Below are 22,788 nucleotides of genomic sequence, written 5' to 3'. Positions count from 1 at the left end.
ATGCGCTTGAACACCGACATTCCATCCGCGGTCGTGCCATCCGCCGTCGTGATCGACCTTCCGCAAGCAGAGAATAGCTTTCCTGTCGGCGTCGAGCACCAGCTCGATCCAGACCTGTTGCGGCGGAACAGGATCGTCGGTTTCAGTCAGGCCAATGAACTGGCGCATCCCTATGTGGTTCTGCGCTCTCAATTGCTGAAACATGCAAAAATCTCGGGCATGCGAATCTTTGCGATCACATCGGTGCAACCGGGTAATGGCAAGACACATGTCGCAGTAAATCTGTCGGCGGCACTCAGCCGCCTGCATCCTACCATTCTCGTCGATCTGGACCTGCGCCGTCCTTCGGTCGGAAAGAGCCTTGGCCTTTGCGAACGCCAGCCTGGAATAGATGATTTTCTGAGCGGCGATGTTCCCCTGTTGCAGAGTGCCGTGCAGATCGATGGTTTCGACCTCTCCGTTCACCATGTGCGGGAACATCGCAACAATGCAGAGGACCTGCTGGCGTCATCCCATCTGTCCGATCTCATCGCCATGGTCAGGACGGCCGGGAACAATCCCATCTGCATCATCGATACTCCACCTGCGCTGGTCCATGACGACCTGATGCTGATCGCGCGCATCATCGACGGGGTTTTGATGGTCGTGGAGGAAGGCAGGACGCCAAGGCGCGCCCTCAAGGATACCATCAGTGCGCTCAGCCCGACACCTGTGGTCGGCTCCGTCCTGAACATGTCGATCTCCAGCCCGCATGAAGCGAGCTATTACTCCTATGAGAGTGCGGCAGCAAAGCCATCCCTGTTCAACCGCCACCGGAACCACCCATGATCCGCGATGTCGTCAGTAAACGATCCGAATGGCTGAGAAATCTACCCGCACGGACTGCGCTGCGCTATTGCAACCGCCCTGCCGTGCGGATGAGGCTAGGCGAGCGACACGGCGCAGCCTTGCACCGGCACGGCCCCGACCTTCCCATCCTTGGCCCGGTCGAGGCAAAGATCGTCGAGCAGCTCGACCGCGACGGCATCGCCCTGACCTCCATAGACAGACTGGATCTGCCAGGCAGCGACGCCATGATCGACACGGCGCTCCACCTCGCGCAACGTTTCGCTGCACAGGCCCGCGCCGAGGCGGCAGCCGGCAAAATGTTCATGATCGTCCCTCCCGAGCAGATCGTCGCTCATCCGGGCATTTTCCACTGGGGTCTTGAGGACCGGCTTCTGGATATCGTGGAATCCTATATCGGTCTTCCGCCCGCCTATGACGGGGTCGCGATCAACTATACCGTGGCGGACGGGAAAGAGATTTCAACCCGCAAATGGCATCAGGACTGGGAAGACCGGCGCATCCTCAAGGTCGCCGTCTACCTGCACGATGTCAATGAGCAGGGCGGCCCCTTTCAGGTTCTTTCCCGCCGCGATACGCTACAGACCGACGCAGGCGGCTATGCCTATGATCTGGCCGATGACGCGACGCTCGAAAGGCGGTTCGGACAGGATGTCAGGCACGACATCATCAGCTGTACCGGCACACGCGGCACGATAATCTTCGCCGATACGGCACGCCTTTTCCATCGCGGAAAGCCCGCCATAGCCCATGATCGCGCAGCGCTGTTCTACAGCTATTTCGCGCATGCGCCCCGCCATCCCTTCTATTGCGAACGGACGGGCATGACGCGTCGCGCCATGTACGACCTTGCCAGCACGCTGCCCGCTCGTCAGCGGGACGCGGTGATGTGGCGCCGTCGGTTGCCCATATCGATGCGAATGATCCCACCCGCAACGCTCTAACCGGGTCACAGGAAGGGCCTGAGCAGCCCCGCCAGTTTACCCGCGTTGATGTCCGGGTCGTGCATGGCCGCGACGCGCGCGCGCCCAACCTCCCCCATGGCCTGAAGCCGCTCAGGCGTGGCGTCCAGCACAGCGTTCATCGCCTCCGCCAGCGCCTCGACCGATCCGCATGGGATGAGCCAGCCATTGCTGTCGTCGACCAGCTCGGGAATCCCGGCGATCGCCGTTGCAATCACGGGCCGCCCGACCGCCAGCGCCTCCATTAGCACAACCGGCAATCCTTCCGCAAAACTTGGCAGGACCAGCGCCCTCGCCCCCTGCAATTCCTGCCGAACCCGATCGGGTGCGCACCAGCCGAGCAACCTTATCCGGTCAGCCACCCCCAGCCGGGCGATATGTGCCTCCAATATCGCGCGATCCTCTCCATCGCCAATGATATCCAACGTGAAGGTCCGCTCACGCGGAATGCGGGCGACGGCCTCGATCAACAGGGGCAGGCCTTTCTGCGCGCTCAACCGCGCCACGCAGACGAGGCGGCGCGATACGTCGCCGGTCGACTGGGCCTCCCCCGAGAGGAAATGGCGCGCCACCGCACAACGGACGACATGAACCCGGCCCCAATGCGCCAGATCCGCCCAGCGCAGAAGCTGGCCGCGGCCATAATCCGACACCCCGACGACAAAGGCCGCCTCGGCAATTTTCCCCTTGAGATCGAGCCTGTGGGGCGCATCGAATTCGTCGGGACCATGGGCCGTAAAGCTGTAGCTGACCGGCGTCATCCGGGCGGCAAGCCGCGCGACCGCGACCGAATTGGTGCCGAAATGCACATGGATATGATTTATCCCGCGCTGGTCCAGGGCCTGTGCCAGCGCGGTCGCTTCGACGAAATAGGCAAGCGATCGGACGAGTCCCTGCGCACCATGAGCCTTCACTGCATGGGCCAGCGTGGATAGGGTCAGACGCGGATGCGCGATCAGGCTCCGAAGAACCGCGACCGTCAGACCACGCCGGTTGCCGTCCAGCAAGGCCGTGGTTCGGGCCGCTTCCGCCTGCTCATCCCCATCGGGCGACGCCTCCGGCGATCGGCGGACCGTGAAGCGATCCACCTTCAACCCCGCCCTCTCCAATGCCTCGATCTCGGTATGAATGAAGCTGTGGCTGATCTTGGGATAGACATTGACCAGATAGGCCAGCCGCGCCCGGACCGGAACGCCCGCTGGCGAAGGACGGGTCGCATGCACGTCGCCGTCAAAGGATGAAGCCTCGTCCTCCACCAGCCGCGCATCGCGCCAGACATTCGCTTCCATGGCCGCCCCTTTTCTGCGGCAGAGTATATCGCACCGTCACCCGGCGGCGCATTCGGACTTTTCCCAAGCGTTTCTTCCCTGCGGACTCTCCGGTCCGGATAGGCGGGATACGCCATGGCCATCCCGCGTGCGATGCTCCCTCCAGCCCGTCTTCTGGGAAACCATTGCTCCACCGCAAGGATGATAGTCATTGCACGTCCGGCCCGCTTCTCTTCAAGCGCCAGATCGACCTCGTTTCGGGGACGGGGATGCGGCAGCAGATCGCCCGCGTGGGATAGCACGCCCCTTCCTCCATCCGGGACTCAATCGCTTGCGCCGCCTGATGGGAATCACCCCGGACGATGTCATGGTCAAGGCCGTGAGCCAGTGGGATGTCGCACCGGCGGGTATCGTCACCATACGCCCTGCCAAGGTGCTTTCGGGTCAGATCGACCGCATCCGGGGCGCCGAGTTCGGTTCCATCGAGGATGTCGTCCGCGATTTCATCGGCGGCTTCGATTCGCCGCAGCCCCCCACCCGCGCTTTTCGCCTGACACAGATATTGCTGATGGATGGCGCACTTTATGCGGGCAATGCGGTACGCCACCTCAAACCCCGGTCCGGCCGCTTTCCCATGGGCTTCGCTCCGCGCGAGACGGCATGCACTTCCATGTATGAAAGCTGGGTCGGCAATCGCTGGTTCGGCAACTGGTTGCTCGACGATTGCCTGACCTATCGCCTGGCCGAACAGGCCGGTCGCCCTGTGGCGACGACCCTGGCAACGGGACACCAGCCCGCCTATGAGCGCCAGCTTGGCATCGAACCGACGCGCAAGACTTCAGCCTTTTTCGAAGAACTGATCCTTTTCGACGACCGCTCGCATAATGAGGGCAAACGCGATCGCGCGACAAACCTGCGTCGTCGCCTGATCGGCAGCGAGCCTGCGCGCCATCCCGGTGTCTACCTGCTCCGCGGATCAAGCGGTGCGCGGCGGGTTCTTCGTAATGAGCGCACCATTGCAGAGCATCTCGCCACGCGGCGCGGTTTCCAGGTCCTCGATCCAACGATAGCCGATCTGGAGACGATCGTCCGGGCCTGCGCTGGCGCGGATGTCATCGCGGGCGTGGAGGGCAGCCATCTGGTTCATGGACTGATGATGATGCCCCCCTCCGCACGGGCGCTGGTGATCCAGCCACCGGGCAGGGCCGTCTCCGTCCTCAAGCTTATGACCGACCGTCAGGGGCAGGATTATTCTTTCGTTGTGGGAGTGGGAAACAATGAAGTCTTCGACGCGTCCGTCGGGGAAATCGAGCGGACGCTCGACCTTGCCTGACACCCTGCCCGACAGCCGCGCCCGCGCTGCGGCGGCCACGCAATCAGGCTTCAGCCCGACCGCGGCATGGCAGGTCATCCGGTCCGACTATCGGCGCCATGGTGGATCGCTTGCCAACGGGGCGTTCCTCTCCCTGTGTCTCTATCGCTTTGGCCATTGGGGACTGGATTTGCGCAGCGCGCTGGCGCGGGGCATCGTGTCGAAACTCTACGGCTTCTTCAACCTGTTCCTGGCCAATATTACCAAGATATGGATTCCGCCCCGGGTCACTATCGGGCGCGACCTGCACATCGTCAATAATGAAGGGTCGCTGTCCATTCATCCCGACGTAGTGATCGGTGATCGGCTGGGCGTCATGCACAATGTCACGATTGGCACGAACATGCGGCCCGGCGCCCCGGTGATCGGCGACGATGTCTTCATCGGTGTGAACGCGACGGTACTCGGCGCGATCCGCATCGGTGATCGCGTGCGGATCGCCGCCAATGCGGCAGTCACCACGAATGTACCGTCGGACTCCATCGTCATCGGCTCGCCCGCCAAAATCTATCCGCGACTGGGGCCGTTCATATGAATCCGCTTGCCACCACCGTCTTCGAACTATTCGCCGACAACCTCCCGCATCGGCCGGACAAGACCTTCCTGATCGACCCCGATCGGTCCTGGACCTATGCGCAGGTCGCTGTGGAGGTCGACCGCGTCGCGGCTTTCCTCGCGGCGCACGGCATAGCGCCGGGCGACCGCGTCGTCGTACAGATACGCAAAGGCATCCGCGAAGTGGCCGCGATGCTGGCCGCCAGCAAAATCGGCGCGGTATTCGTCAATGTCAGCACGGCCTGGACCACCGATCAGCTCCTCTATGTCGCGCAGGACAGCGGCGCACGCGCGCTCATCATCGAACAGGCGGTCGCCCGCACCCTGCCGCGCGCCCCGCTGAACGGGGCAGCGATCCTCCTTTGCAGCGGTCCTTCGGGCGATCCGTCCATCAATCATTGGGATGCACAGGACGGCATAGCAGCTCCCCTCACCGTTCCCCGGATCGACACCGATCTTGCCACCATCATTTATACTTCCGGGTCGACCGGAAAGCCCAAGGGCGTGATGCTCAGTCATCGCAACATCCTGGCCGGCGCCCGCTCGGTCGCCCGCTATCTTGGCCTTGCCCGCGACGACCGGCTGCTCAGCCTATTACCTTACAGCTTCGACTATGGCCTCAACCAGCTAACAACCATGATGCTAATGGGCGGTACGGTCGTTCATCAGCCCGTGCCTATGCCGACCGAGATTGTCCGGGTGATGCGCGAACATGCGGTCACGGGTCTGGCCGCTGTACCACCTTTGTGGATTCAGCTCATCCGCCTGCTCGAAAAGGCGCCGGTCACCTTTCCAGCGCTGCGCCGGATCACCAATTCGGGAGGCAAGATTCCATCGAACATCCTGGAGCGGATGCCTGACCTGTTTCCCGATACGCAGATCTTCCTGATGTACGGCCTTACCGAAGCGTTCCGATCCACCTATCTGCCGCCGGAGAAATATGCTGCAAAAATGGGTTCGATCGGTCGGGCTATTCCCGGCGCGGAGATCCATGTCATCAAACATGGCGCCGGCATTGCCGGTCCCAGCGAGCAGGGCGAACTGGTGCATCGCGGGCCGCTGGTGAGTCAGGGCTACTGGAACCGCCCGGAGGCAACCGCCGAGAAAATTCGGCCCTGCCCCGAACTTGCCCACCTGATCGGCGACGAACCTGTAGTCTACAGCGGCGACATGGTGCGCGTGGATGAGGACGGCGACCTCTGGTTCATCGGCCGCAACGACGCCCTGATCAAGAGCAGCGGCTTTCGCATCAGCCCGGACGATGTGGAGGAACTGGTGCATCGCAGCGGCCTTGCAACCGACGTGGTTGCGTTCGGGATCGCCGACGACCTTCTGGGCCAAAGCGTGCACGTCGCGGCCACATTGCTTCCCGGTGCCACGCGTGAGGCGCTGATGGCGCACTGCCGTCAGTCGATGCCCGCCTATATGGTCCCTCGCACCATCCATGTCTGGCCCGACCCGATGCCGCGCACCGCCAGCGGCAAGCTCGCCCGTCCGGACATCGTGCGGGCCTGCTCTGCCCAGATGCCCCAGCCACAGCCCCAAGCTCGGCCCTGAACCGGTCATTTTATCCCAAGGAGCAAAACCGATGGCCCTTACCACAGCCCTCATCCTTCAGAATCTCCACACGCTTTCCGGCTTCGAAGGGGAAGCGGGCGACGATACCCCGCTTTTCTCGTCCGGCGCGCTGGATTCGATCGCGATGATCAATCTCATCGCCTTCATCGAACAGCAGGCGGGGATCGAAATCCGCGCCGATGAGGTGACGCTGGAGAATTTCGATACCGCCGCGCGCATCAGCCGCTTCGCAATCGAGCGGGCGGCGTGATTCCGCCCGGCACGGACGATTGGCTCGACCAGGCCGCAGAACAATTCGGAACGCCGTCCTTCGTCTATTTCGCCGATCGCATCGCTCAGCGGATCGACGAATTGCGCGACGCTTTCGAGGGACGGTTCGCTCTGAGCTACGCCGTCAAGAGCAATCCTAACCCGGCGTTGCTTGCCTGGCTGAACGGACGCATCGACCTGCTCGACGTGTCGTCCATCGGCGAGTTTCATCTGGCGATAGAGGCGGGATGGAACCCCATTCTCATCAGCTTCACAGGCCCCGCCAAGCGCGATTTCGAGATAAGGGACGCGATACACGGCAATGTCGGCCTGCTCGTCATCGAATCCCTGCGTGAAGCGCGGCTCGCCAATGCCGTTGCCCGTTCAATCGGCTGCGTCCAACGGGTGCTCGTCCGTATTGCCCCCGACAGCATCCCAAAGGGGTTCGGCGACCAGATGGCGGGACGTCCCAGCCCGTTCGGCATCGACCTGGACGATGCGGCGGAGGCGCTCGGCCTGATCATGGCCATGCCCAACCTCAACCTTGCGGGCCTGCATATCTATTCCGGCACCCAATGCCTGAAGCCCGAGGCGATCGTGGAGAATTATCGCGGTTTCCTGCAGATTTTCACCATGCTTTGCGAGGCCCATGAGATAACGCCGGACAAACTCATCCTGGGTTCGGGGCTTGGCGTTGCCTATCACGATCAGGACATTCCCCTGAACTTGACGGATATTGCCTCGGGCATATTGCCCGACATCGAACGTTTCTGCGCCCAGCCCCGTTTCGCGAACACACAGTTGGCGCTGGAGCTTGGGCGCTATCTTGTGGCGGAAGCAGGCTTCTTCCTCACTCGGGTCGTATCAATCAAACAGTCGCGCGGCGTGCGGATCGCAATCTGCGATGGCGGCATGAACAATCACCTCCCCGCCTCCGGCCATTTCGGCATGGTGATCCGTCGCAACTATTCCATGCATAAGGTCGGCGGAGGCACGGGGTTAGAGAAGGTCGATCTGTCCGGGCCACTTTGCACTTCCATCGACCGGCTGGGGAGCGGCGTCGATCTTCCCCATCTGGAGGAAGGGGATGTGATCGCCATTCACAATAGCGGCGCCTATGGCCTCACCGCCAGCCCAATACACTTCATCAGCCATGCGCCCCCTGCCGAACTGATGGTGATGGATGGCGAGATTCGCGACATCTCGCGCTTCTTGCCTGACGTCCAGCCGACGCAACCTGTCCTATATGATGCGCTAAAATGTCGGGTCTGAAGCGGGTGACCAGGATCGTGCAGACCTGCACAAATCCAGCCCGGTTGATCCACCGCGCCCGTTCCACCCACTCGGGATGGCACATTCTGGCCGGCCTTGCGCTATTATCCCTTACCTTCATCGTTACGGGGGCAATGGGGACTGCGAACAAGCATGCCTCCCGCTTCTTCATCTACGGCATTCGCATGGCCGCCCCATTGACGAAGAACAACGCGCCCGTGCCAGCGAGCCGCGTCGGTGTACCGCTCGATCAGCTCGTCTACCCCATCGTGCCCGATGGCCCTACGGCAGAGGCGATACGATTGGCCAACGGCCGCATCCCCTTTGTTCCCGGTGGGCTTGCGAATCCGCGCCCCTTTCTTGTGCCCAGCTTCAACGGAACAGACTGGGCGCGTGCCGTCGATTGCCTGGCCGCCGCCGCCTATTATGAGGCGGGACAGGGTGACATCGACGAACGTGCCGTGGCGCAGGTCGTACTCAACCGCGTTCGCCACCCTGCCTTTCCCCACACCGTCTGCGGTGTCATTTTCCAACAGTCCGACCAGACGACCGGCTGCCAGTTCACCTTTACGTGCGACGGCTCCATGACACGCCGCCAGCCTTCGCCCCAGGCATGGAGCCAGGCCCGACGCATCGCCGAGGAAGCGCTCAGCGGCCGGACGGAACCACGCGTGGGCCATGCCACCCACTATCATACGGACTGGGTGCTGCCGGTCTGGAGCCAGCAGATGGACAAGATCGCCGCCGTCAACACACATCTCTTCTTGCGGTGGCGCGGGGCGCAGGGCGATCCGGGTAGATTCGCCGCGCGCTACGCGGGTGGGGAAGCGCGGATCGCAAAGATGGGGATGCTCTCCCTCGCGCATGGAACAGAACCAGTGGTCGTGACGTCTTTACCGGATACCCCGACCGCGCCCGCTTCCTTCGCACAACAAGCGAATGCGCCGGTGGCCGCCGAAAAGCTGCCCGACCGCAGCCTTCCGCCGGACCCGGACGTCTTCCTCATCATGCTCAATCCTGACGGCGGGTCCGACAGCTTCCTTCAGCTTGCCCAGAGGCTCTGTGCGGGACGCGGCTATTGCAAGTTCATCGGGTGGACGGATGGGCGCCGTAAAGCGCAGCAACTGCCCATGCCGGGAAGCGCCATCGACGCCATCTCGTTCACCTTCACGCGATCCGTTTCAAAGGGGCCGGATCTGGCACGCTGGAACTGCACCGAGTTTCCACGATCGGACCCGACCCAGTGTCTGCGTCGCGGACTGTAGGGAGGCAGGCCTATCGTTTGGCATCCAGAAAGTTCCGCCCTGAAATTCCGCTCCTCTCTTGGCTCGACTGCGAAAGTCAGGGCAACCAGCTAGGGTGAGGACCGGGCAAATCCAATCCGGGAGTCGCCGTGTTTCATCCACCCCCATCACTGCCGCAACTGGTGCCGACTGCGCCGTCGGCTCTGCGCAGCAATAATTTCAACGCGATCCGTATCGCGATGGCGCTGATGGTCGTGTGGTCCCATTGTTTTGCCCTTTATTACGGGACCGAGGCGTTCGAGCCGGTCTCCCTCCTTTTAAACGGGCAGTATAATGCCGGAGAGATCGCCGTGCGCGTCTTCTTCATCGTCAGCGGCTTCCTGATTACCCAAAGCTTTCTGAACAGCCGGACGACGGGCCGCTATCTCGCAAAACGGGTACGGCGCGTCTATCCGGGGTTTCTGGCAGCCACCGCAATCTGTACCTTCATTGTGGTTCCGAGCTTCGCCACCGAGGGGTGGCGCCTGATCACGCCGGGCGCGGTTTTCGATTGGTTGTGGCGCGGCCTCACGCTGCAGGAACTGATACCGCCCGCAGACGCTTTTCGGAACAATCCCATACAGGCCGTGAATGGCGCGCTATGGAGCATCCGCTACGAATTCTGGTTCTATCTCTGCCTCGCGGCACTGGGGGTCGGCAAGCTGCTGACCCGTCGCCGGCTCATGCTTCTGATCCTGCTGGGCGCTATCGCAATAAAGTGCTGGCTGGAGATGACTGGACGCAAACCAGGGGGCGGCGCGTTCGAAATCCTCATCGGCTGGCCCTATGTCTGGTTCTCGATGGCGCCGTTCTTTCTCGTCGGATCTGTGACCTTCCTATACGGCGCTCAGCTCCCGCGCAGCCCTTCCATGCTCGCCGGCCTGCTGTTGGCAATGTTTGCGTCCGCGCATCTACTCGGCACCTCGCGCATCCTCTTCGACATGCTCTGTCCCCTGGCGCTTGCCTATGCGCTTTTCTATATCGCCTTCGCGCGTGTAGTGCGCTGGCCCGGTACGGACCGTCTGGGTGACGCGTCCTACGGAACCTATCTTTATGGTTTCCCCATACAACAGATGGTCAAGGCGACACTCAACCTGGGTTTCCCCGCTTATTTACTGACGTGCCTGACCCTTTCGCTGATCGCAGGCTTGCTGAGCTGGCACCTCATCGAAAAAAGGTTCCCGTTGGAAAAGACCCAGGCAAGACCATCCAAAGGCACCGCGCTCGCTGCGCAGGGAGCACCGGAAATGACCTGACAAAATCCAATAAACAATTCTTCCAAGAGCAGTTAAAAAAGGCACGTCTATGTCACGGATCGACCTGGCAATGGAGCCGAATACTTCTCTGCTTCGACAATCGAGATTGGTTAGTCGCAACGTCTTTCTCGGCCTTTCTGCTGCTTTGTGCCTAGCGGACATAATCGCCCTTCTGATCGGCTTTCTTGTCGGCTCGACGATCGCGCCGATCACGGGCACGCCGACAGAGGTGGCTGCACCGCTTCTGGCAGGCATATTGGTGTTTGGTGTCCTTGCCTTTCACAATCAGGCCTATGATGCGCGATGCCTGACCAGCGCGCCGTGCAGTTGCCGCAGCGCCGCTCTCGCCTTCGCCAGCAGCACCCTGATCTGCTTTCTGATAATATTCGCGCTCAAGGCGACAGATTCCCTATCGCTTGCTGCTATATTTGTCGGCCTGCTCTGTTCCGGATGGATTATGTTGTTGCAGCGGCTGTTCATCGCCCGCAATGTGGCACGCCACCTGAGCGACCGCCTGTTTGCGGAACTCATGATCGTCGATAATTGCGCGGCCCCCGAAAATGCAGCCGGGATGAGGCTCGTAAATGCGCAGGCCATCGGCTTGAGAGCGGACCTGGACGATCCCAGCATGCTGCATCAGCTTGGCTCTTTGTTGCAGGGGTTCGACCGCGTCATCGTCGTATGCCCACCCGACGGCCAGGTCGCATGGTCGCAAATGCTGAAAGGAAGCAATATTCTCGGCGAGATAGTTGTTCCCGAGATGGACGGCATCGCTCCGTTATCCGTAGCGAATTGGCGAGGGACTCCAACACTTGTCGTCGCGCGCGATCCATTGAATTTTGCCAGTCGGATCTCCAAGCGCCTGTTGGATATCACGATAACAATCCCGGTTCTGGGCTTCCTGATGCCTTTGATGGTGGTGATTGCGATTGCCATCAAGTTGGACTCACCAGGTCCGATCCTCTTTAGGCAACAGCGCATCGGCAGAGGCAATCGCTTGTTCCGGATCATGAAGTTCCGCAGCATGCGGTTCGATCAGGCCGACGACACAGGTCAACTTTCCGCCCGTCGAGATGATAATCGCGTGACGCGTGTCGGGCGCTTCATTCGGTCCACCAGCATTGATGAGCTACCCCAACTCATAAATGTGCTGCTTGGCGAAATGAGCCTGGTCGGCCCACGCCCCCATGCATTGGGATCAACCGCCGAGGACATGCTCTTCTGGAAAGTAGATCGCCAATATTGGCATCGCCATGCCTTGAAACCTGGCATTACCGGATTGGCACAAATACGCGGCTTTCGCGGCGCCACGGAAACAAAACGCGACATATTAAACAGAATAGCGGCTGATCTGGAATATATGAACCAGTGGAGTCTGACTGGAGATATAGCTATATTGTTAAGAACAATTAATGTAATTTATCACAAAAAAGCATTTTAATTCATATAGCAACACGTACCGACCAAATTTTCTAAGTGGATTCGAAAAATCACAGCCAAACATTCCGCCCCGAGCTATCAAACTGATTAGCTGCCTCGAACTCCATTTCCATTTGATTGGAAATCGCCCCCGGCGCGACCGCGCAGAGGCAAAGGTTATTTATACTCGATCAGCAGCGTCTTGCGCTCGCGCAGGCTCGTCCACCAGAAGCCGATCTGTCCGAAGCAATGGGGCACCTTCCCCAGCACGATATGCGTTGCATAGATCGCGTCCGAGCGGCGATAAACCCGCCACCAAAGCACAGGCCAAAAGCACCAGAATGGCGGAAGCCCCCAGAACAGGTTGCTCAACACGGGCTTGATCAGCCTGGGGTCTTCCGCGCCACGGCGATGCCACGCCTCCGCTCCGGCATGGCCGCTCCGGCGGTTTCTCTGCCACCATTGCCACCATGTCGTCATCGCCACATCGTGCAGCGTCATCTCATCGGGCAAGCGGACGATCTCCCAGCCGCAGCGGCGCATCCGGTGGCACAGATCATTGTCCTCGGCAGCGATCAGGCCTGCGTCATAGCCGCCGACCGCCAACATGGCCTCGACCCTGACAAGCGCGTCCCCGCCGCAGCTTTCCGTGGGGCCGGCCAGCCCATCCCACTCAATGTCGCAGACGTGGTTGAAGACCGTCTGGTGGGGATAGCGTTCACGCCGACGGCCAAAGACCACAGCGATATGCGCGTCGCTTTCAATCCCTGCGAGTGCCGCGTCGATCCAGCGAGGATCGAGCTCACAGTCGCCGTCGATGAACTGCACAAACTGCGTATCCGGCCAAAGCGCCCGCATGCGCGCGAAACCGGCATTGCGGCCGCGCGCGGCGGTGAATGGCAAGGTGGCATCGAGTTCGATCACTTCGATGCCAAGAGTATGCGCCAGGGCGGCGCTGCCGTCCTTCGAACCGGAGTCCACGTAGATGACGCGGTCAATGACTCGTATCGCCGACTCCAGGCACAGGCGAAGCCTGTCACCTTCGTTGCGCCCGATCACCACTATGCCAACATCCCGTGCGGCATCGCGATTGCCGCTCTCATATTGCATATTCGACATTGCGCGCTCATCCAGTTCTTCAAGCAAATATCATCGCCGCCGCCTCGGCCTGGAGATTAGAGAGCATGATCCGATCAGACTGAATCGGATCATGCTCTCTTTATCTTTTGTTTTCCGCATTTTCCGAGTCAGCAGATGATGTCATCTGCCTGGAAAATGCTCTAGAGGGGCGGTTCAGATCGGGGCCGGAGGGATCAGTTTCAGCCAGGCGGGCAGCGCCTCTTGCCAGAGCGCGCTCGCGCGCTGGCGCGGCGACATGCCCTGAGTCAAGTCCGCGATCTCGCGCCGTGTCAATCCCGATCGCTCGCAGAAATAAGGATGCCGCGTGCGATTGGCGAAATAGCTGTAGAATAGCGCTGCGCGGTCCTTGTCGTGCGCCGGCGCACCACGGTGAAAGAAACGCGCCGTGTCGGCGAACAGAACCGTTCCAGCAGGGCCGGTGCAACTGGCGATGTCGCGGGAATAGTCGGCGCCGAGGCGCTTTCTCAGCACCTCCTGGGTGCCGAGTTCAAAGGCATAGCGGTCGCCGACACCCTGCGAGCTGTCGATCCTGCGGATCAACTCGAACGGGCCACCACGGTCAGTCACGTCGTTGCAATAGACCCCGATCTTGATCATCTTGCGATCCTCGCGATCGCGATGCCATTTGCGCGTACCAAGCTCGTTTCCGTCCGCCACGGTATAGATGAGCGCCATACCGTCATAGGCGACCGGCAGGCCGATATAGGCCTCGGCGATGTCGAGCAGCCGTTCGTTGAGGCCCCAGTGGAATATCTCCGGGTTATCGATCGTGGCCAAGGCCGGCGCACAAATGAACTCGCGCCCGGCGCGCGCGTCGCGCCGGGCGATCTCGGCGCAATCGTCCGCCACCTTTTGTCCCGCACGAAGCATCTCCGCTGAGCCTGACAGACCAAGCGCGTCCAGCGTGGTGACGAACAAGCCATCGCGTTCCAGCCGTTCCACGATTTCCCGATCGATCCCGTCCAATCTGGGCAGTGAAGGGCGATGCATGTCGAGCGCTTCACTATAGCCCCGCCCTAGCCGACGCCGGATCAGCGACATGTTCGACAGGTTGAAGGCAAATTGTGCCGGCTTGTCGCCGAGGCGGTTCAAGAAGCTCTGAGAAAGGGTCTTCCACATGCCGGCTCCTTCGATAAGATGATCCTTGACGATGCCGCGGCTTGGCCCAGCATTCGGCAAGCGACTCGTCCCCCGACATCCACGGAAGCCTCGAACCGTTCACTTAATCATCTGCTACGCTCTGGTTCCGCAAGCAACCCGGAGATTCCGGTCCCGATTTCTCATACTTCCGTGACCGGGCGAGGGTATTATTCTCAACGGATCGGTCCTGCGGGCTGGACTGGCCTTACGCAGTTTTGCACTTCAGGAGAGCGCCACCGCCATGCCTTCGCCGCTGATTCAAAACAACGGAGAGGCGTGCGCTCAAGGCGCTACCGCCCTCACGGCAGAGACGCGACGCGTTCTTGTGATTGGTGGTACCGGCTTCGTCGGTCAACATCTTGTTGCGCGACTTGCCGAAGGCGGACACGCAACACGTGTGCTGACCCGCAATCCGCAAGCCGCGCAACCTGCGCTACGCTGCGAACGGGTCGAGCTGGTTGAGGGAAACTATCGCGATCCAGCAACGCTGGATGCTGCGCTCGACGGAGTCGAGGCGGTCTATCACCTCGCCAAGGGTGAGGGCCGGAGCTGGCAGGAATATCTCGACAACGATGTTCAGCCGGCAAGACAAGTGGCGGAAGCGGCGTTACGCCGGGGCGTGCGCCGGTTCATCTATGTCGGATCGATCGATTCCTACGCATCAGCCAGGGCGGTCGATCGCATTGACGGATCGACGGCGCTCGACCCGCGCATTGATCGCCGCAATCATTACGCTCGATCAAAGGCGGCCTGCGAACGCCTGCTCCTGGCGATGGCCCGCGAGCAAGGTCTGCCGCTCGTCATCCTGCGTCTTGGCATTGTAATCGGCGCGGGCAGCTCCCCGATCCATTATGGCGTCGGTCGATTCACGGCGTGGAACCGGCTGACTTACTGGGGTGACGGCAGGCACAAGCTTCCCTTCGTGCTTGTCGAGGACGCCGCTGATGCGCTCGTCCGGGCACTCGATGTACCTGCCATCGAGGAGCGCAGCTTCCTCATCACCGACACGCCACTTCTTTCCGCGCGCGACTATGTTGCGGCGATGCAGGCACGTTCGGACGGCAGGATATGTGCCGCGCCGCGCTCTATCTGGCGATACTGGCTGGCCGACCTCGCGCGCGGAATAGTCAAGACCGCGATCCGCCACCCCAATCGCCATCTGTCCAGCCTTCACGACTGGCGATGCCGCTCCCATCGCGCTACCTATGACGCAACGCAGAGTGTCGCTGCTCTCGGCTGGCGCCCCGCCGGCACTCGCCAGGCGCTTATAGAACGCGGCATCTACCCCGCGGTCGAGGCCATGCTGAGCTTGACCTGATCGGTCGACGAGGGTGACGCCGCATGTTCTTGCCGCTCAGAGGCCAATCGGGATATTTCGAAAACTGCCATTCGGCGCCAGGCCCAAGCGCCCGCTGAAGCAGTGCGATGATCCGGTCGGGCATGACATCCGCGCCACCGTTGACGGGTTCGATCAGGATGCAATTGTCCAGCAGATCTGTGGGAATTGGCGCGGGCGCCAGTATCAGTTTAGGCAGCGCCCCCTAGCTTCGCGATAACATCCTGGCCAAAACGCTCCGCATTGTCGCACCATTCTGCACATGTGCGGCCTTCAATGTTCATGCCCGCCGCGATCACCCCCATTTCGGCGAACTGCCCGGCGCGGTCGACGATCATCTGCGGGGTCCAGCTTTCGCCAGGTTTCACGATGCTGCCGATCGCGACAATGGGGAGCGTCTCACGGCCCACCACCTCACAATGGGCGTGCATATAGGTGAGCGCTTCGGCAAGGTCTTGCTCATTGGTGATGTCCGCCGTTCGCGTTGTAGCAGTGGAAACTCCGCCGACGGTGAAAAAAGGATACCAGCCGTCGCCAAGTTCCACCGCGCGGCGGATGGCACGCCTTGCATTGCCGCCGACGAGCAGTGGCGGATGGGGCCTCTGCACCGGGCCAGGTTGAATGCGGTTGCCGAACGCTTGATAGCCGTGGCCTTCAAAGGTGAACTCCTCGCCCGACAGGGCGAGCTTCAGCGCCTTCAGATACTCGTCCATCAATTCGTTGCGCTGCTCGAAATCGACGCCAAGCGCGCGATACTCGCCCTTCAGATAGCCTGCCCCCATGCCGATCGTCACGCGCCCGCCCGAGAAGCGGTCGAGCGAGGCGATCGAACGCGCGACGATGAAAGGATTGCGATAGGGCAAGACGAGGATGCCAGTTTGCAAGCGGATGCGCGTCGTCACCGCCGCGACCAGCGACAGCATCACGAACGGATCATGTGCATGGTGCCCACCCGCATCAAGCCACCGTCCGGTAGGACAGGGATGATCGGTGACGAGGCAGGCCGAAAAGCCCGCGCGTTCAATCGCGGTGCCTACATCACGCACCGCCTCCATCGTCAGAAATTCCTCATCGGCGGCGAGATGGTCAAACGGCAGGGGGATGTTGAATTGGAGCAACGGTTTCATTCCTGTCTCAGATTTCGTTGAGGACCCATTTGCCCTGACGGTCGCGGACCCATCCGCTCGATGCCCAACTGCCGCCGTCAACGGGCAGGACAATGCCGGTGACATAGCTGCTGGTGGGCGATGCCAGGAACAGTGCGGCTTGTCCGCATTCTTCCGCAAGCCCGGCCCGTCCCAGCGGGATGCGGCGGGCAATGGCATTCTCCTGCTCGGGTGTGGGCTGCATCCATTTGCTCTTGTCGACAGGACCGCTGATGTTGCCGCACAGGCCAGGCGTGGTCGTAAAATCGGGCGCGATCGCGTTCACGCGGATGCCGTCATCGGCCAGCTCCAGCGCCATGGTGCGCGTGAAATTGTTCATTCCCGCCTTGCACGCGGCATAGACCGCATAGCCTGGCGCGGCGCGCGATGCCTCGATACTGGTAACGTTGATGATCGCGCCGCCGCGTGCGCCGCGTACCATGATCGGGATAGCAGCAGATGTCGCGGCGAGCATGCTGACGAGATTGAGGTCGATATGCTTGCGCCAGGATCGTTCCGACTGTTCGGAAAATGTGCGGCGGGATACGCCACCCGCATTGTTGACGAGGATGTCGATCCGACCGAATGCTGCATCTGCCGCCTTGATCGCAGCGTCGATTTGATCGGTGTCGGTCACGTCGGTGGGACAGGAAAGCGCCTGCCGTCCCAGTGCGCGCACGCGTGCCACCGCTTCCTCGCAACGTTCGGGCACGATATCGGCAATCGCGATGTCGACCCCGGCGCCTGCCAGCGCGAGCGCAATGGCGCGACCAATGCCACCGCCGCCGCCTGTTATCAGCGCCGCCTGTCCAGCCAGCGGTTGGATTGGGTTTGATGCCATTTCGCCCTTCTCCTCTCACCCCGAAGCTGGGCGCGAGGCTCTGGCAAAGTCAAACTCTGGGTGCAGGCAGTGGCGTCATATCGGGCTGGCGATGTCCAAGGAACAAAAGAATAGCCAGTGTGCAGCCGGATTGTGTCCACCCAACTTCATGCGTGCGTCAATGCCTCCGAGTTTGAGTTTGGTCACGACCGAACTGGCGCTTCCGAACCGAAACCCGGGGCGGGTAAGGCCCGCCCCGCACGTCTCACAGGCCGTCGAGGCCCTTGCTGACCAGGACATTCACCGCAACGCGGCGGTTTTGTGCCTTGCCTTCGACCGTGCTGTTGTCCGCCAACGGGTCTGCTTCAGACATCCCGGTGGGGGTGAGCATGCGATAGGGTTTCCAGCCGCAGGCCTGCTGAAGATAATTGACGACGCGACCGGCCCGCTTTTCGCTGAGCTCCTGATTGAAGTCGGGGCCTCCTGTAGAATCGGTGTACCCCACAACAAGCAGCAGGGCGTTATCCATCCCCTGCGCTGCAGTTGCCGCGGCGCAGAGATCGGCTTTCCCCTGAGCAGACAATACCGACTTGCCAGTGTCGAAATTCACGTTCGTCGTGCTTTTGACATTATACTGGTCGATATCGCCCATGCGACCCCGTAGAGCTTCTGTTGCGGCAGTCTGTTCAGAAAAGCGCTGGTCAGTGCCTTCCTGGATCATTGATGCAGTCTTGAGGTCCTTGTTCTTAAGTTTGATCTGGCTCGCCACCAGGCCCCCACCTGATTGCAACGTCTTGACGGTAACTGGCACGCCGTTGAGCAGCGAGGCTGCGGCCAGCTTGTTGCGATTGAGGCCGAAAAAACCCTTGCTGGCACTGATCCGGGTGGCATCGTCGATGGCAATAATTGTTTTGGTGCCGTCGGCGGCCGTGACCTGCATCCTGTCGCCGCTGCGCGCGGAAATGATACCCTCGATCTCCGGCCCTTCAGTCTTCTCAGACGGGGGCAAATAGGCGGTCGCCGAGACGTCGGCCGCAGGCGGATCCTGCGTCTGCGCAGCCAAGCTGCCCGACGATGCTCCGGAAAGCAGGGCAAGCATTAAGAGATATTTTGGGCTTTTCGAAATGATATTCATCACGCTCCTCCTTCAAAATTCGACTAGTCGGGCCTGCATGACCGCAGCTTCTCGTCCGACTGCCGTCCGCGTGATGGCGTATTCAGCTGTCAGAACCCTCTCCATTTAGCTTCGTAAGATGTGCCGCATGGCGCTGCGGGGAGCGCCATGGATGCTCTGCCTGTTCAGACCAACCTTTCCAGTACATGAACAGACCGGTCACTCCGGCTCTTGTGCAGACAATTGGAGCGCGTCGTGCGACGAACCGATGCAGGCTGTACTGCACAAACGAACGGTCATATCTGGTAAAGTTGCCCAATAGATTTTTTGGGCATTGTCTCAATTTATGATCATTTGTTTCGCTAAGAGCTGATCTGATTTCACAGGAATAAATTCGACAGTCGATTTTTATCCTTCTGAAACATTCATTTGTCGCCGTCTTTGCATCTGCTTTCATCAAGCCTTGGGCCATTTTTAAATGACCGGGTTGGGGATTGCCGAACAGTCGGCTTCGGAGCAACTCTTTGGCGATAGCTGCCCTTCATAAAGCGGGGCCGGGGTAGCGAGGGATCGGCCAAGTAGAGGTCCAGCACCGCAGACATTCAGCTATCGTTGGGGTACCGCCTTCTTTGAAAAAACGATAGACTTCTCCCGGATCGGATCGCGGGCCGACGACGGCGATTAGGTCGGCAAATAGAAGCGCGTTCGCCGCATGGCTCCTTAGGCGTTCGACCGCAGCCATGACACGAGAGAACGACTTATCCTCTGCGGACGGGATTGAGGCGCTTGCAGCTCGCGCACGGCCATACATCTGCTATGGGCGCTGAAAATTCGTCTGCGTAATGGCCCGCGATCATGCGCCACCACAGCTACCCCCTCGCCAGCAGCGGCAAGAAAAATGCCAGTTGCTCACGCGAGCAACTGGCAAGGGAGAACACGACGCCGCAGAAGGGTGTCAGAAGGCGTAGCGTACTCCGAGGTTGAACTGGCGACCGCTGTGGGTCAGCACGTTGAGGCGGTTGGTTTCGTCAACGAACTGGTCGTTCTGCTCGTCGGTCAGATTGATGCCTTCCAGACTGAGCTTCAGCTTTTCGGTGACATTGTAGCTGACCTGAGCATCGACGTTCAGGGTGCTGTTGGTGCCGTTAAAGGCGTTCCCTTCAGTCCCCGGCACGGCGGTCAGATACTTGTCGCGATAGGCCAGCGATCCGCGGATCTGGAATTTCTCCGTCTCATAATAAAGGGTGGCATTGGCGGCATGTTTGGACAGGCCGACCAGCGGCGCTGTCACCGATGCACTGCCATTGGCGGCAGTCAGATATTCGATGTTCGATTTGACATAGGTATAGTTGGCCAGCACGCCGAAGTTCGACAGGAAGCCCGGCAGAAAGCTCAAGGGTTGCTGGATGTTGACCTCGAACCCCTTGAGGATGCCGCCTGACGAATTGACAGGCTGGCTGACGATGAAGATGTCGCTGGGCGAGGCGGTGGTGCCGGTCAGCAACGAATCTGGCAGGCCAAGGCTGCTGTAGGGAAGGCCAAGGCTCAATGTCTGGACGAAGGTGCCGATATCCTTGCGGAAGGCGGACACGGCGTAGATTGCGCCCTGCACCGGATACCATTCGATCGACGCATCGAGATTCTTCGACGATGTCGGGCGCAGGTCCGGGTTGCCGCTTGAAAAGCTGCGATTGCCGCCTGATACGTTGAGGTTGCCGCCGGGCGTCAGGGAAGAGATGCCAGCGCGAGCCAGCGTCTTGGCCGCAGCAAACCGGACCTGAAGGGTGTCGGTGATGTTGCCGACAAGGTTGAGCGAGGGCAGCCAGCGCTTGTAGCTGCGGTCAGCAGAGACAAGATTGATCGCTGATCCCTGGCTGGCGTAACCGGTCGAGAACTGGTCTGTCTTCACATAGCGCACACCAATGTCGCCGCGAATGGGAACGCCTGCATCCTCAAGGTTGAACCGGGCCATGCCCCAAGCTCCGAAATCCTCTTCCTTCACAGTGATGAAAGAGCCGCGCGCGGTGGCGTTCTCGATCCCCCCCGTCGCATAGATCGGGTTGCCCAGGATATTGCCCTGGCTGATGAAGGCGTCGAGATTGGGGATGACCCAGGCCGTCGGCGTTCCGGTGGGGACATTCAGTCCCTTGCCAAAGCCGGAGAAGAGCGTGGTCATGCCGGCCAGTTGCGCGGCCGTCAGCGGCGCGACCACGGTTTCGCCCGACAGGCGCCGCCGCTCGGTCGAGTCATATTCAAATTTGCGCCAGTCGGCTCCGACCTTGAGCGTCACCATCGGATGGGCTTCCCACTCGACAAAGCCCTTGGCCGTGGTGAAGGCGTTGGTCACGGTCTGCGGCCGGATGCGGACTTCGGATGTGCCGTTGATGAAGCCGAAGCTGGCCGGATTGCTGACGTCCACGCCGGGCGAAATATTCGGGAAGCGGGTTGTGAAATCATATTGGAAATTGCCGGTGTTGACCGCATCGATCGTGACGGTCGTCTGGACTGGATTGCGGAAGTCCGACTTGGCATGGCCCGCCGTCACGCCGACCTTCAGCCGGTCGGTGATTTCCTGGTCGATCGTGCCGTCAATCTGATAAAATTCGGTCTTCAGCACATCGTAACGCGCCTGCGAACGCAGATCGACATTGTCGAACCGACCACTGATGATGTTGTTATTCCCGTCCACCACGCCATCGCGGATGATAGTCTGCGGCTTGCCGGTGCCTGAGCGGCTGAAGCTGATCGCCTGGAGCTGGGCTTCCTTGCGGGTGCCGTCCAGCCGCGAATAGAGGCCGTCGATCACGATCATCGTGCGGTCGGTCGGCTTGAACTGGATCGAACCGGCAGCGCCAAGGCGCTTTTGCGAGATGTCGTAGCTGACCAGACCCGGAATGCGCGGGTGGAACAATGCGGTATCGGGATCGGGGTCGTTGATCTGGGCGATCGTCTTGCCCGGCAGGGTCGAGGCGGCGTTAAAGCCGTTGTTGAAGCCGCCATAGGTCCAGCGCGTGATGTTCGCGCCCTCTTCCTTCAGGCGACGCTCCTCATATGCGACCGAGAGCAACACCCCGAAGCGCCCGTCGCTCGTCTGCGTGGCGACCAGACCCGAAAGGCGCGGTGTCGCCTTTTCGCGCAGATCGTTATAGCTGACGCCTGCCGAGAGAACGGCGGTCGGCTTGCGATAGTCCAGCGGGCGGGCGGTCTGGAGGTCGACGACGCCGCCCAGCGAGCCTTCCTCGACATCGGCGGTCGCGGTTTTGCGGACCGACAAGTTGCTGAACAGGTCGGACGAGAAGATATTGAAATCGAAACCGCGGCCGCGATTGACGCCGCCCGAATTGTCCGTGCCGCCGGTGGTGCCGATGGCTTCCATGCCGTTGATGCGAACACGGGTATATTCGGGGCCAAGGCCGCGAACAGAGATGTTGCGGCCTTCGCCGTTGACGCGACTGATGGCGACGCCGGGAATGCGTTGAAGCGATTCGGCGAGATTGAGGTCGGGGAATTCGGCGATGTCTTCCGCCTTGATCGCATCGATCGTCGCGGTTTCATTGCGCTTGACGTTGAGCGCGCTGCTGAGGCTGGCGCGGAAGCCGGTGACGACGATGTCGGGCGCGCTGTTGTCAACCTGTGCAACGGTGGCAGGTGGCGATGCAGCCGGAACATCGGTTTGTGCCAGGCCGAGCGGTGCGAGCGCGATCGTGGTGATCGCACTCGAGAGGCTTAGAATCGTCTTAAACTGATGGGTGGCGTTCATGGCCTTCTCACTCCCCTAAGGATGCGCGATGCGCTATCATTGCCCGGCCTTGAATGCCGGATCGGTCCCCAGTCGATAGCCCCGACGGTCATGAAGACGCCATTCCCAATCCGGCATGGATCAATGCACGGCTTGCACTAATGATAGATGCCTCTTTTCAATCATGCCAAGAAATGGCTGGATCATGCCCTATTTGGACTTGGACCGGCCGGAATGGTGACGCTAGCGTGCGGATCAGCGCTTCGACCGCCTCGTAAGACGGGTGGCGACCAC

The 22,788-nt window shown here is 60.8% G+C and carries 18 protein-coding genes; 11 read left to right on the top strand and 7 right to left on the bottom strand.

Annotated features, from left to right (window positions below; translation table 11 throughout):
* Positions 1 to 828, top strand: coding sequence for a tyrosine-protein kinase family protein (locus WFR25_RS07595; RefSeq protein ID WP_336969875.1), 828 nt, complete (start codon positions 1 to 3; stop codon positions 826 to 828).
* Positions 825 to 1,790 carry a phytanoyl-CoA dioxygenase family protein gene (locus WFR25_RS07590; RefSeq protein WP_336969874.1) on the top strand — a complete coding sequence of 322 codons (966 nt, stop codon included), beginning with the start codon at positions 825 to 827 and terminating at the stop codon, positions 1,788 to 1,790. Before WFR25_RS07595 ends, WFR25_RS07590 begins: the two co-directional genes overlap by 4 nt.
* 5 nt (positions 1,791 to 1,795) lie before the next feature.
* Here the strand turns inward: WFR25_RS07590 and WFR25_RS07585 are convergent, their stop codons facing one another.
* On the bottom strand, positions 1,796 to 3,097 hold the full coding sequence (locus WFR25_RS07585) for a glycosyltransferase (RefSeq protein ID WP_336969872.1): 1,302 nt from the start codon (positions 3,095 to 3,097) through the stop codon (positions 1,796 to 1,798).
* Positions 3,098 to 3,419: 322 nt separating this feature from the next.
* On the opposite strand from WFR25_RS07585, the gene WFR25_RS07580 reads away from it, so the two are divergent.
* From WFR25_RS07580 to WFR25_RS07545, 8 genes are all read left to right on the top strand, one after another.
* Complete coding sequence (locus WFR25_RS07580) at positions 3,420 to 4,409, top strand: glycosyltransferase family 61 protein (RefSeq protein ID WP_336969870.1); 990 nt, start codon at positions 3,420 to 3,422, stop codon at positions 4,407 to 4,409.
* Entirely contained in the window at positions 4,402 to 4,983 is a 582-nt protein-coding gene (locus WFR25_RS07575) for a serine O-acetyltransferase (protein WP_336969868.1), read from the top strand. The genes WFR25_RS07580 and WFR25_RS07575 overlap by 8 nt, the downstream gene beginning before the upstream one ends.
* The gene (locus tag WFR25_RS07570; protein WP_336969867.1) at positions 4,980 to 6,560 is read left to right on the top strand and encodes an AMP-binding protein; all 1,581 of its coding nucleotides are present in this window, start codon (positions 4,980 to 4,982) and stop codon (positions 6,558 to 6,560) included. The genes WFR25_RS07575 and WFR25_RS07570 overlap by 4 nt, the downstream gene beginning before the upstream one ends.
* Positions 6,561 to 6,591: 31 nt before the next feature.
* Positions 6,592 to 6,831, top strand: coding sequence for an acyl carrier protein (locus tag WFR25_RS07565; RefSeq protein WP_336969865.1), 240 nt, complete (start codon positions 6,592 to 6,594; stop codon positions 6,829 to 6,831).
* Positions 6,828 to 8,102: a type III PLP-dependent enzyme domain-containing protein gene (locus WFR25_RS07560; protein WP_336969864.1), complete on the top strand. Its 1,275-nt coding sequence runs from the start codon at positions 6,828 to 6,830 to the stop codon at positions 8,100 to 8,102. The genes WFR25_RS07565 and WFR25_RS07560 overlap by 4 nt, the downstream gene beginning before the upstream one ends.
* Complete coding sequence (locus tag WFR25_RS07555; RefSeq protein ID WP_336969862.1) at positions 8,090 to 9,367, top strand: cell wall hydrolase; 1,278 nt, start codon at positions 8,090 to 8,092, stop codon at positions 9,365 to 9,367. Before WFR25_RS07560 ends, WFR25_RS07555 begins: the two co-directional genes overlap by 13 nt.
* Before the next feature lie 128 nt (positions 9,368 to 9,495).
* Complete coding sequence (locus WFR25_RS07550; protein ID WP_336969860.1) at positions 9,496 to 10,641, top strand: acyltransferase family protein; 1,146 nt, start codon at positions 9,496 to 9,498, stop codon at positions 10,639 to 10,641.
* A gap of 49 nt (positions 10,642 to 10,690) precedes the next feature.
* Positions 10,691 to 12,082 (top strand): sugar transferase, encoded by a 1,392-nt coding sequence (locus WFR25_RS07545; protein WP_336969858.1) that lies wholly within the window; start codon positions 10,691 to 10,693, stop codon positions 12,080 to 12,082.
* Positions 12,083 to 12,237: 155 nt separating this feature from the next.
* Here the strand turns inward: WFR25_RS07545 and WFR25_RS07540 are convergent, their stop codons facing one another.
* A complete protein-coding gene (locus tag WFR25_RS07540; RefSeq protein WP_419723150.1) occupies positions 12,238 to 13,122 on the bottom strand; it encodes a glycosyltransferase family 2 protein in 885 nt (294 codons plus the stop codon).
* Between the two features lie 231 nt (positions 13,123 to 13,353).
* Positions 13,354 to 14,319: a phytanoyl-CoA dioxygenase family protein gene (locus WFR25_RS07535; protein ID WP_336969856.1), complete on the bottom strand. Its 966-nt coding sequence runs from the start codon at positions 14,317 to 14,319 to the stop codon at positions 13,354 to 13,356.
* A 262-nt stretch (positions 14,320 to 14,581) separates the two neighbouring features.
* Between WFR25_RS07535 and WFR25_RS07530 the strand changes: the two genes are divergently transcribed.
* Positions 14,582 to 15,658: an NAD-dependent epimerase/dehydratase family protein gene (locus tag WFR25_RS07530; protein WP_336969854.1), complete on the top strand. Its 1,077-nt coding sequence runs from the start codon at positions 14,582 to 14,584 to the stop codon at positions 15,656 to 15,658.
* Between the two features lie 209 nt (positions 15,659 to 15,867).
* Here the strand turns inward: WFR25_RS07530 and WFR25_RS07525 are convergent, their stop codons facing one another.
* The 4 genes from WFR25_RS07525 to WFR25_RS07510 all read right to left on the bottom strand — a co-directional run bounded on the left by WFR25_RS07525 (position 15,868) and on the right by WFR25_RS07510 (position 22,515).
* The gene (locus WFR25_RS07525; RefSeq protein ID WP_336969852.1) at positions 15,868 to 16,803 is read right to left on the bottom strand and encodes an LLM class F420-dependent oxidoreductase; all 936 of its coding nucleotides are present in this window, start codon (positions 16,801 to 16,803) and stop codon (positions 15,868 to 15,870) included.
* Between the two features lie 7 nt (positions 16,804 to 16,810).
* A complete protein-coding gene (locus tag WFR25_RS07520) occupies positions 16,811 to 17,662 on the bottom strand; it encodes an SDR family NAD(P)-dependent oxidoreductase (protein WP_336969851.1) in 852 nt (283 codons plus the stop codon).
* A gap of 244 nt (positions 17,663 to 17,906) precedes the next feature.
* Entirely contained in the window at positions 17,907 to 18,776 is an 870-nt protein-coding gene (locus WFR25_RS07515) for an OmpA family protein (RefSeq protein ID WP_336969849.1), read from the bottom strand.
* Between the two features lie 934 nt (positions 18,777 to 19,710).
* Positions 19,711 to 22,515: a TonB-dependent receptor gene (locus tag WFR25_RS07510; RefSeq protein ID WP_336969847.1), complete on the bottom strand. Its 2,805-nt coding sequence runs from the start codon at positions 22,513 to 22,515 to the stop codon at positions 19,711 to 19,713.
* Positions 22,516 to 22,788 lie beyond the last annotated feature (273 nt).

The organism is Sphingobium aromaticiconvertens (assembly GCF_037154075.1).
GTDB classification, from domain to species: domain Bacteria; phylum Pseudomonadota; class Alphaproteobacteria; order Sphingomonadales; family Sphingomonadaceae; genus Sphingobium; species Sphingobium aromaticiconvertens.
Note: the sequence above shows the minus strand (reverse complement) of the source record. Positions and strands in the feature narration are given on the sequence as shown.

Coding starts and splice junctions, on each gene's coding strand:
- WFR25_RS07515 (WP_336969849.1), bottom strand. CDS start 18,776: ATGAATATCATTTCGAAAAGCCCAAAATATCTCTTAATGCTTGCCCTG.
- WFR25_RS07590 (WP_336969874.1), top strand. CDS start 825: ATGATCCGCGATGTCGTCAGTAAACGATCCGAATGGCTGAGAAATCTA.
- WFR25_RS07570 (WP_336969867.1), top strand. CDS start 4,980: ATGAATCCGCTTGCCACCACCGTCTTCGAACTATTCGCCGACAACCTC.
- WFR25_RS07530 (WP_336969854.1), top strand. CDS start 14,582: ATGCCTTCGCCGCTGATTCAAAACAACGGAGAGGCGTGCGCTCAAGGC.
- WFR25_RS07565 (WP_336969865.1), top strand. CDS start 6,592: ATGGCCCTTACCACAGCCCTCATCCTTCAGAATCTCCACACGCTTTCC.
- WFR25_RS07520 (WP_336969851.1), bottom strand. CDS start 17,662: ATGGCATCAAACCCAATCCAACCGCTGGCTGGACAGGCGGCGCTGATA.
- WFR25_RS07595 (WP_336969875.1), top strand. CDS start 1: ATGCGCTTGAACACCGACATTCCATCCGCGGTCGTGCCATCCGCCGTC.
- WFR25_RS07535 (WP_336969856.1), bottom strand. CDS start 14,319: ATGTGGAAGACCCTTTCTCAGAGCTTCTTGAACCGCCTCGGCGACAAG.
- WFR25_RS07510 (WP_336969847.1), bottom strand. CDS start 22,515: ATGAACGCCACCCATCAGTTTAAGACGATTCTAAGCCTCTCGAGTGCG.
- WFR25_RS07545 (WP_336969858.1), top strand. CDS start 10,691: ATGTCACGGATCGACCTGGCAATGGAGCCGAATACTTCTCTGCTTCGA.
- WFR25_RS07555 (WP_336969862.1), top strand. CDS start 8,090: ATGTCGGGTCTGAAGCGGGTGACCAGGATCGTGCAGACCTGCACAAAT.
- WFR25_RS07525 (WP_336969852.1), bottom strand. CDS start 16,803: ATGAAACCGTTGCTCCAATTCAACATCCCCCTGCCGTTTGACCATCTC.
- WFR25_RS07580 (WP_336969870.1), top strand. CDS start 3,420: ATGGGAATCACCCCGGACGATGTCATGGTCAAGGCCGTGAGCCAGTGG.
- WFR25_RS07585 (WP_336969872.1), bottom strand. CDS start 3,097: ATGGAAGCGAATGTCTGGCGCGATGCGCGGCTGGTGGAGGACGAGGCT.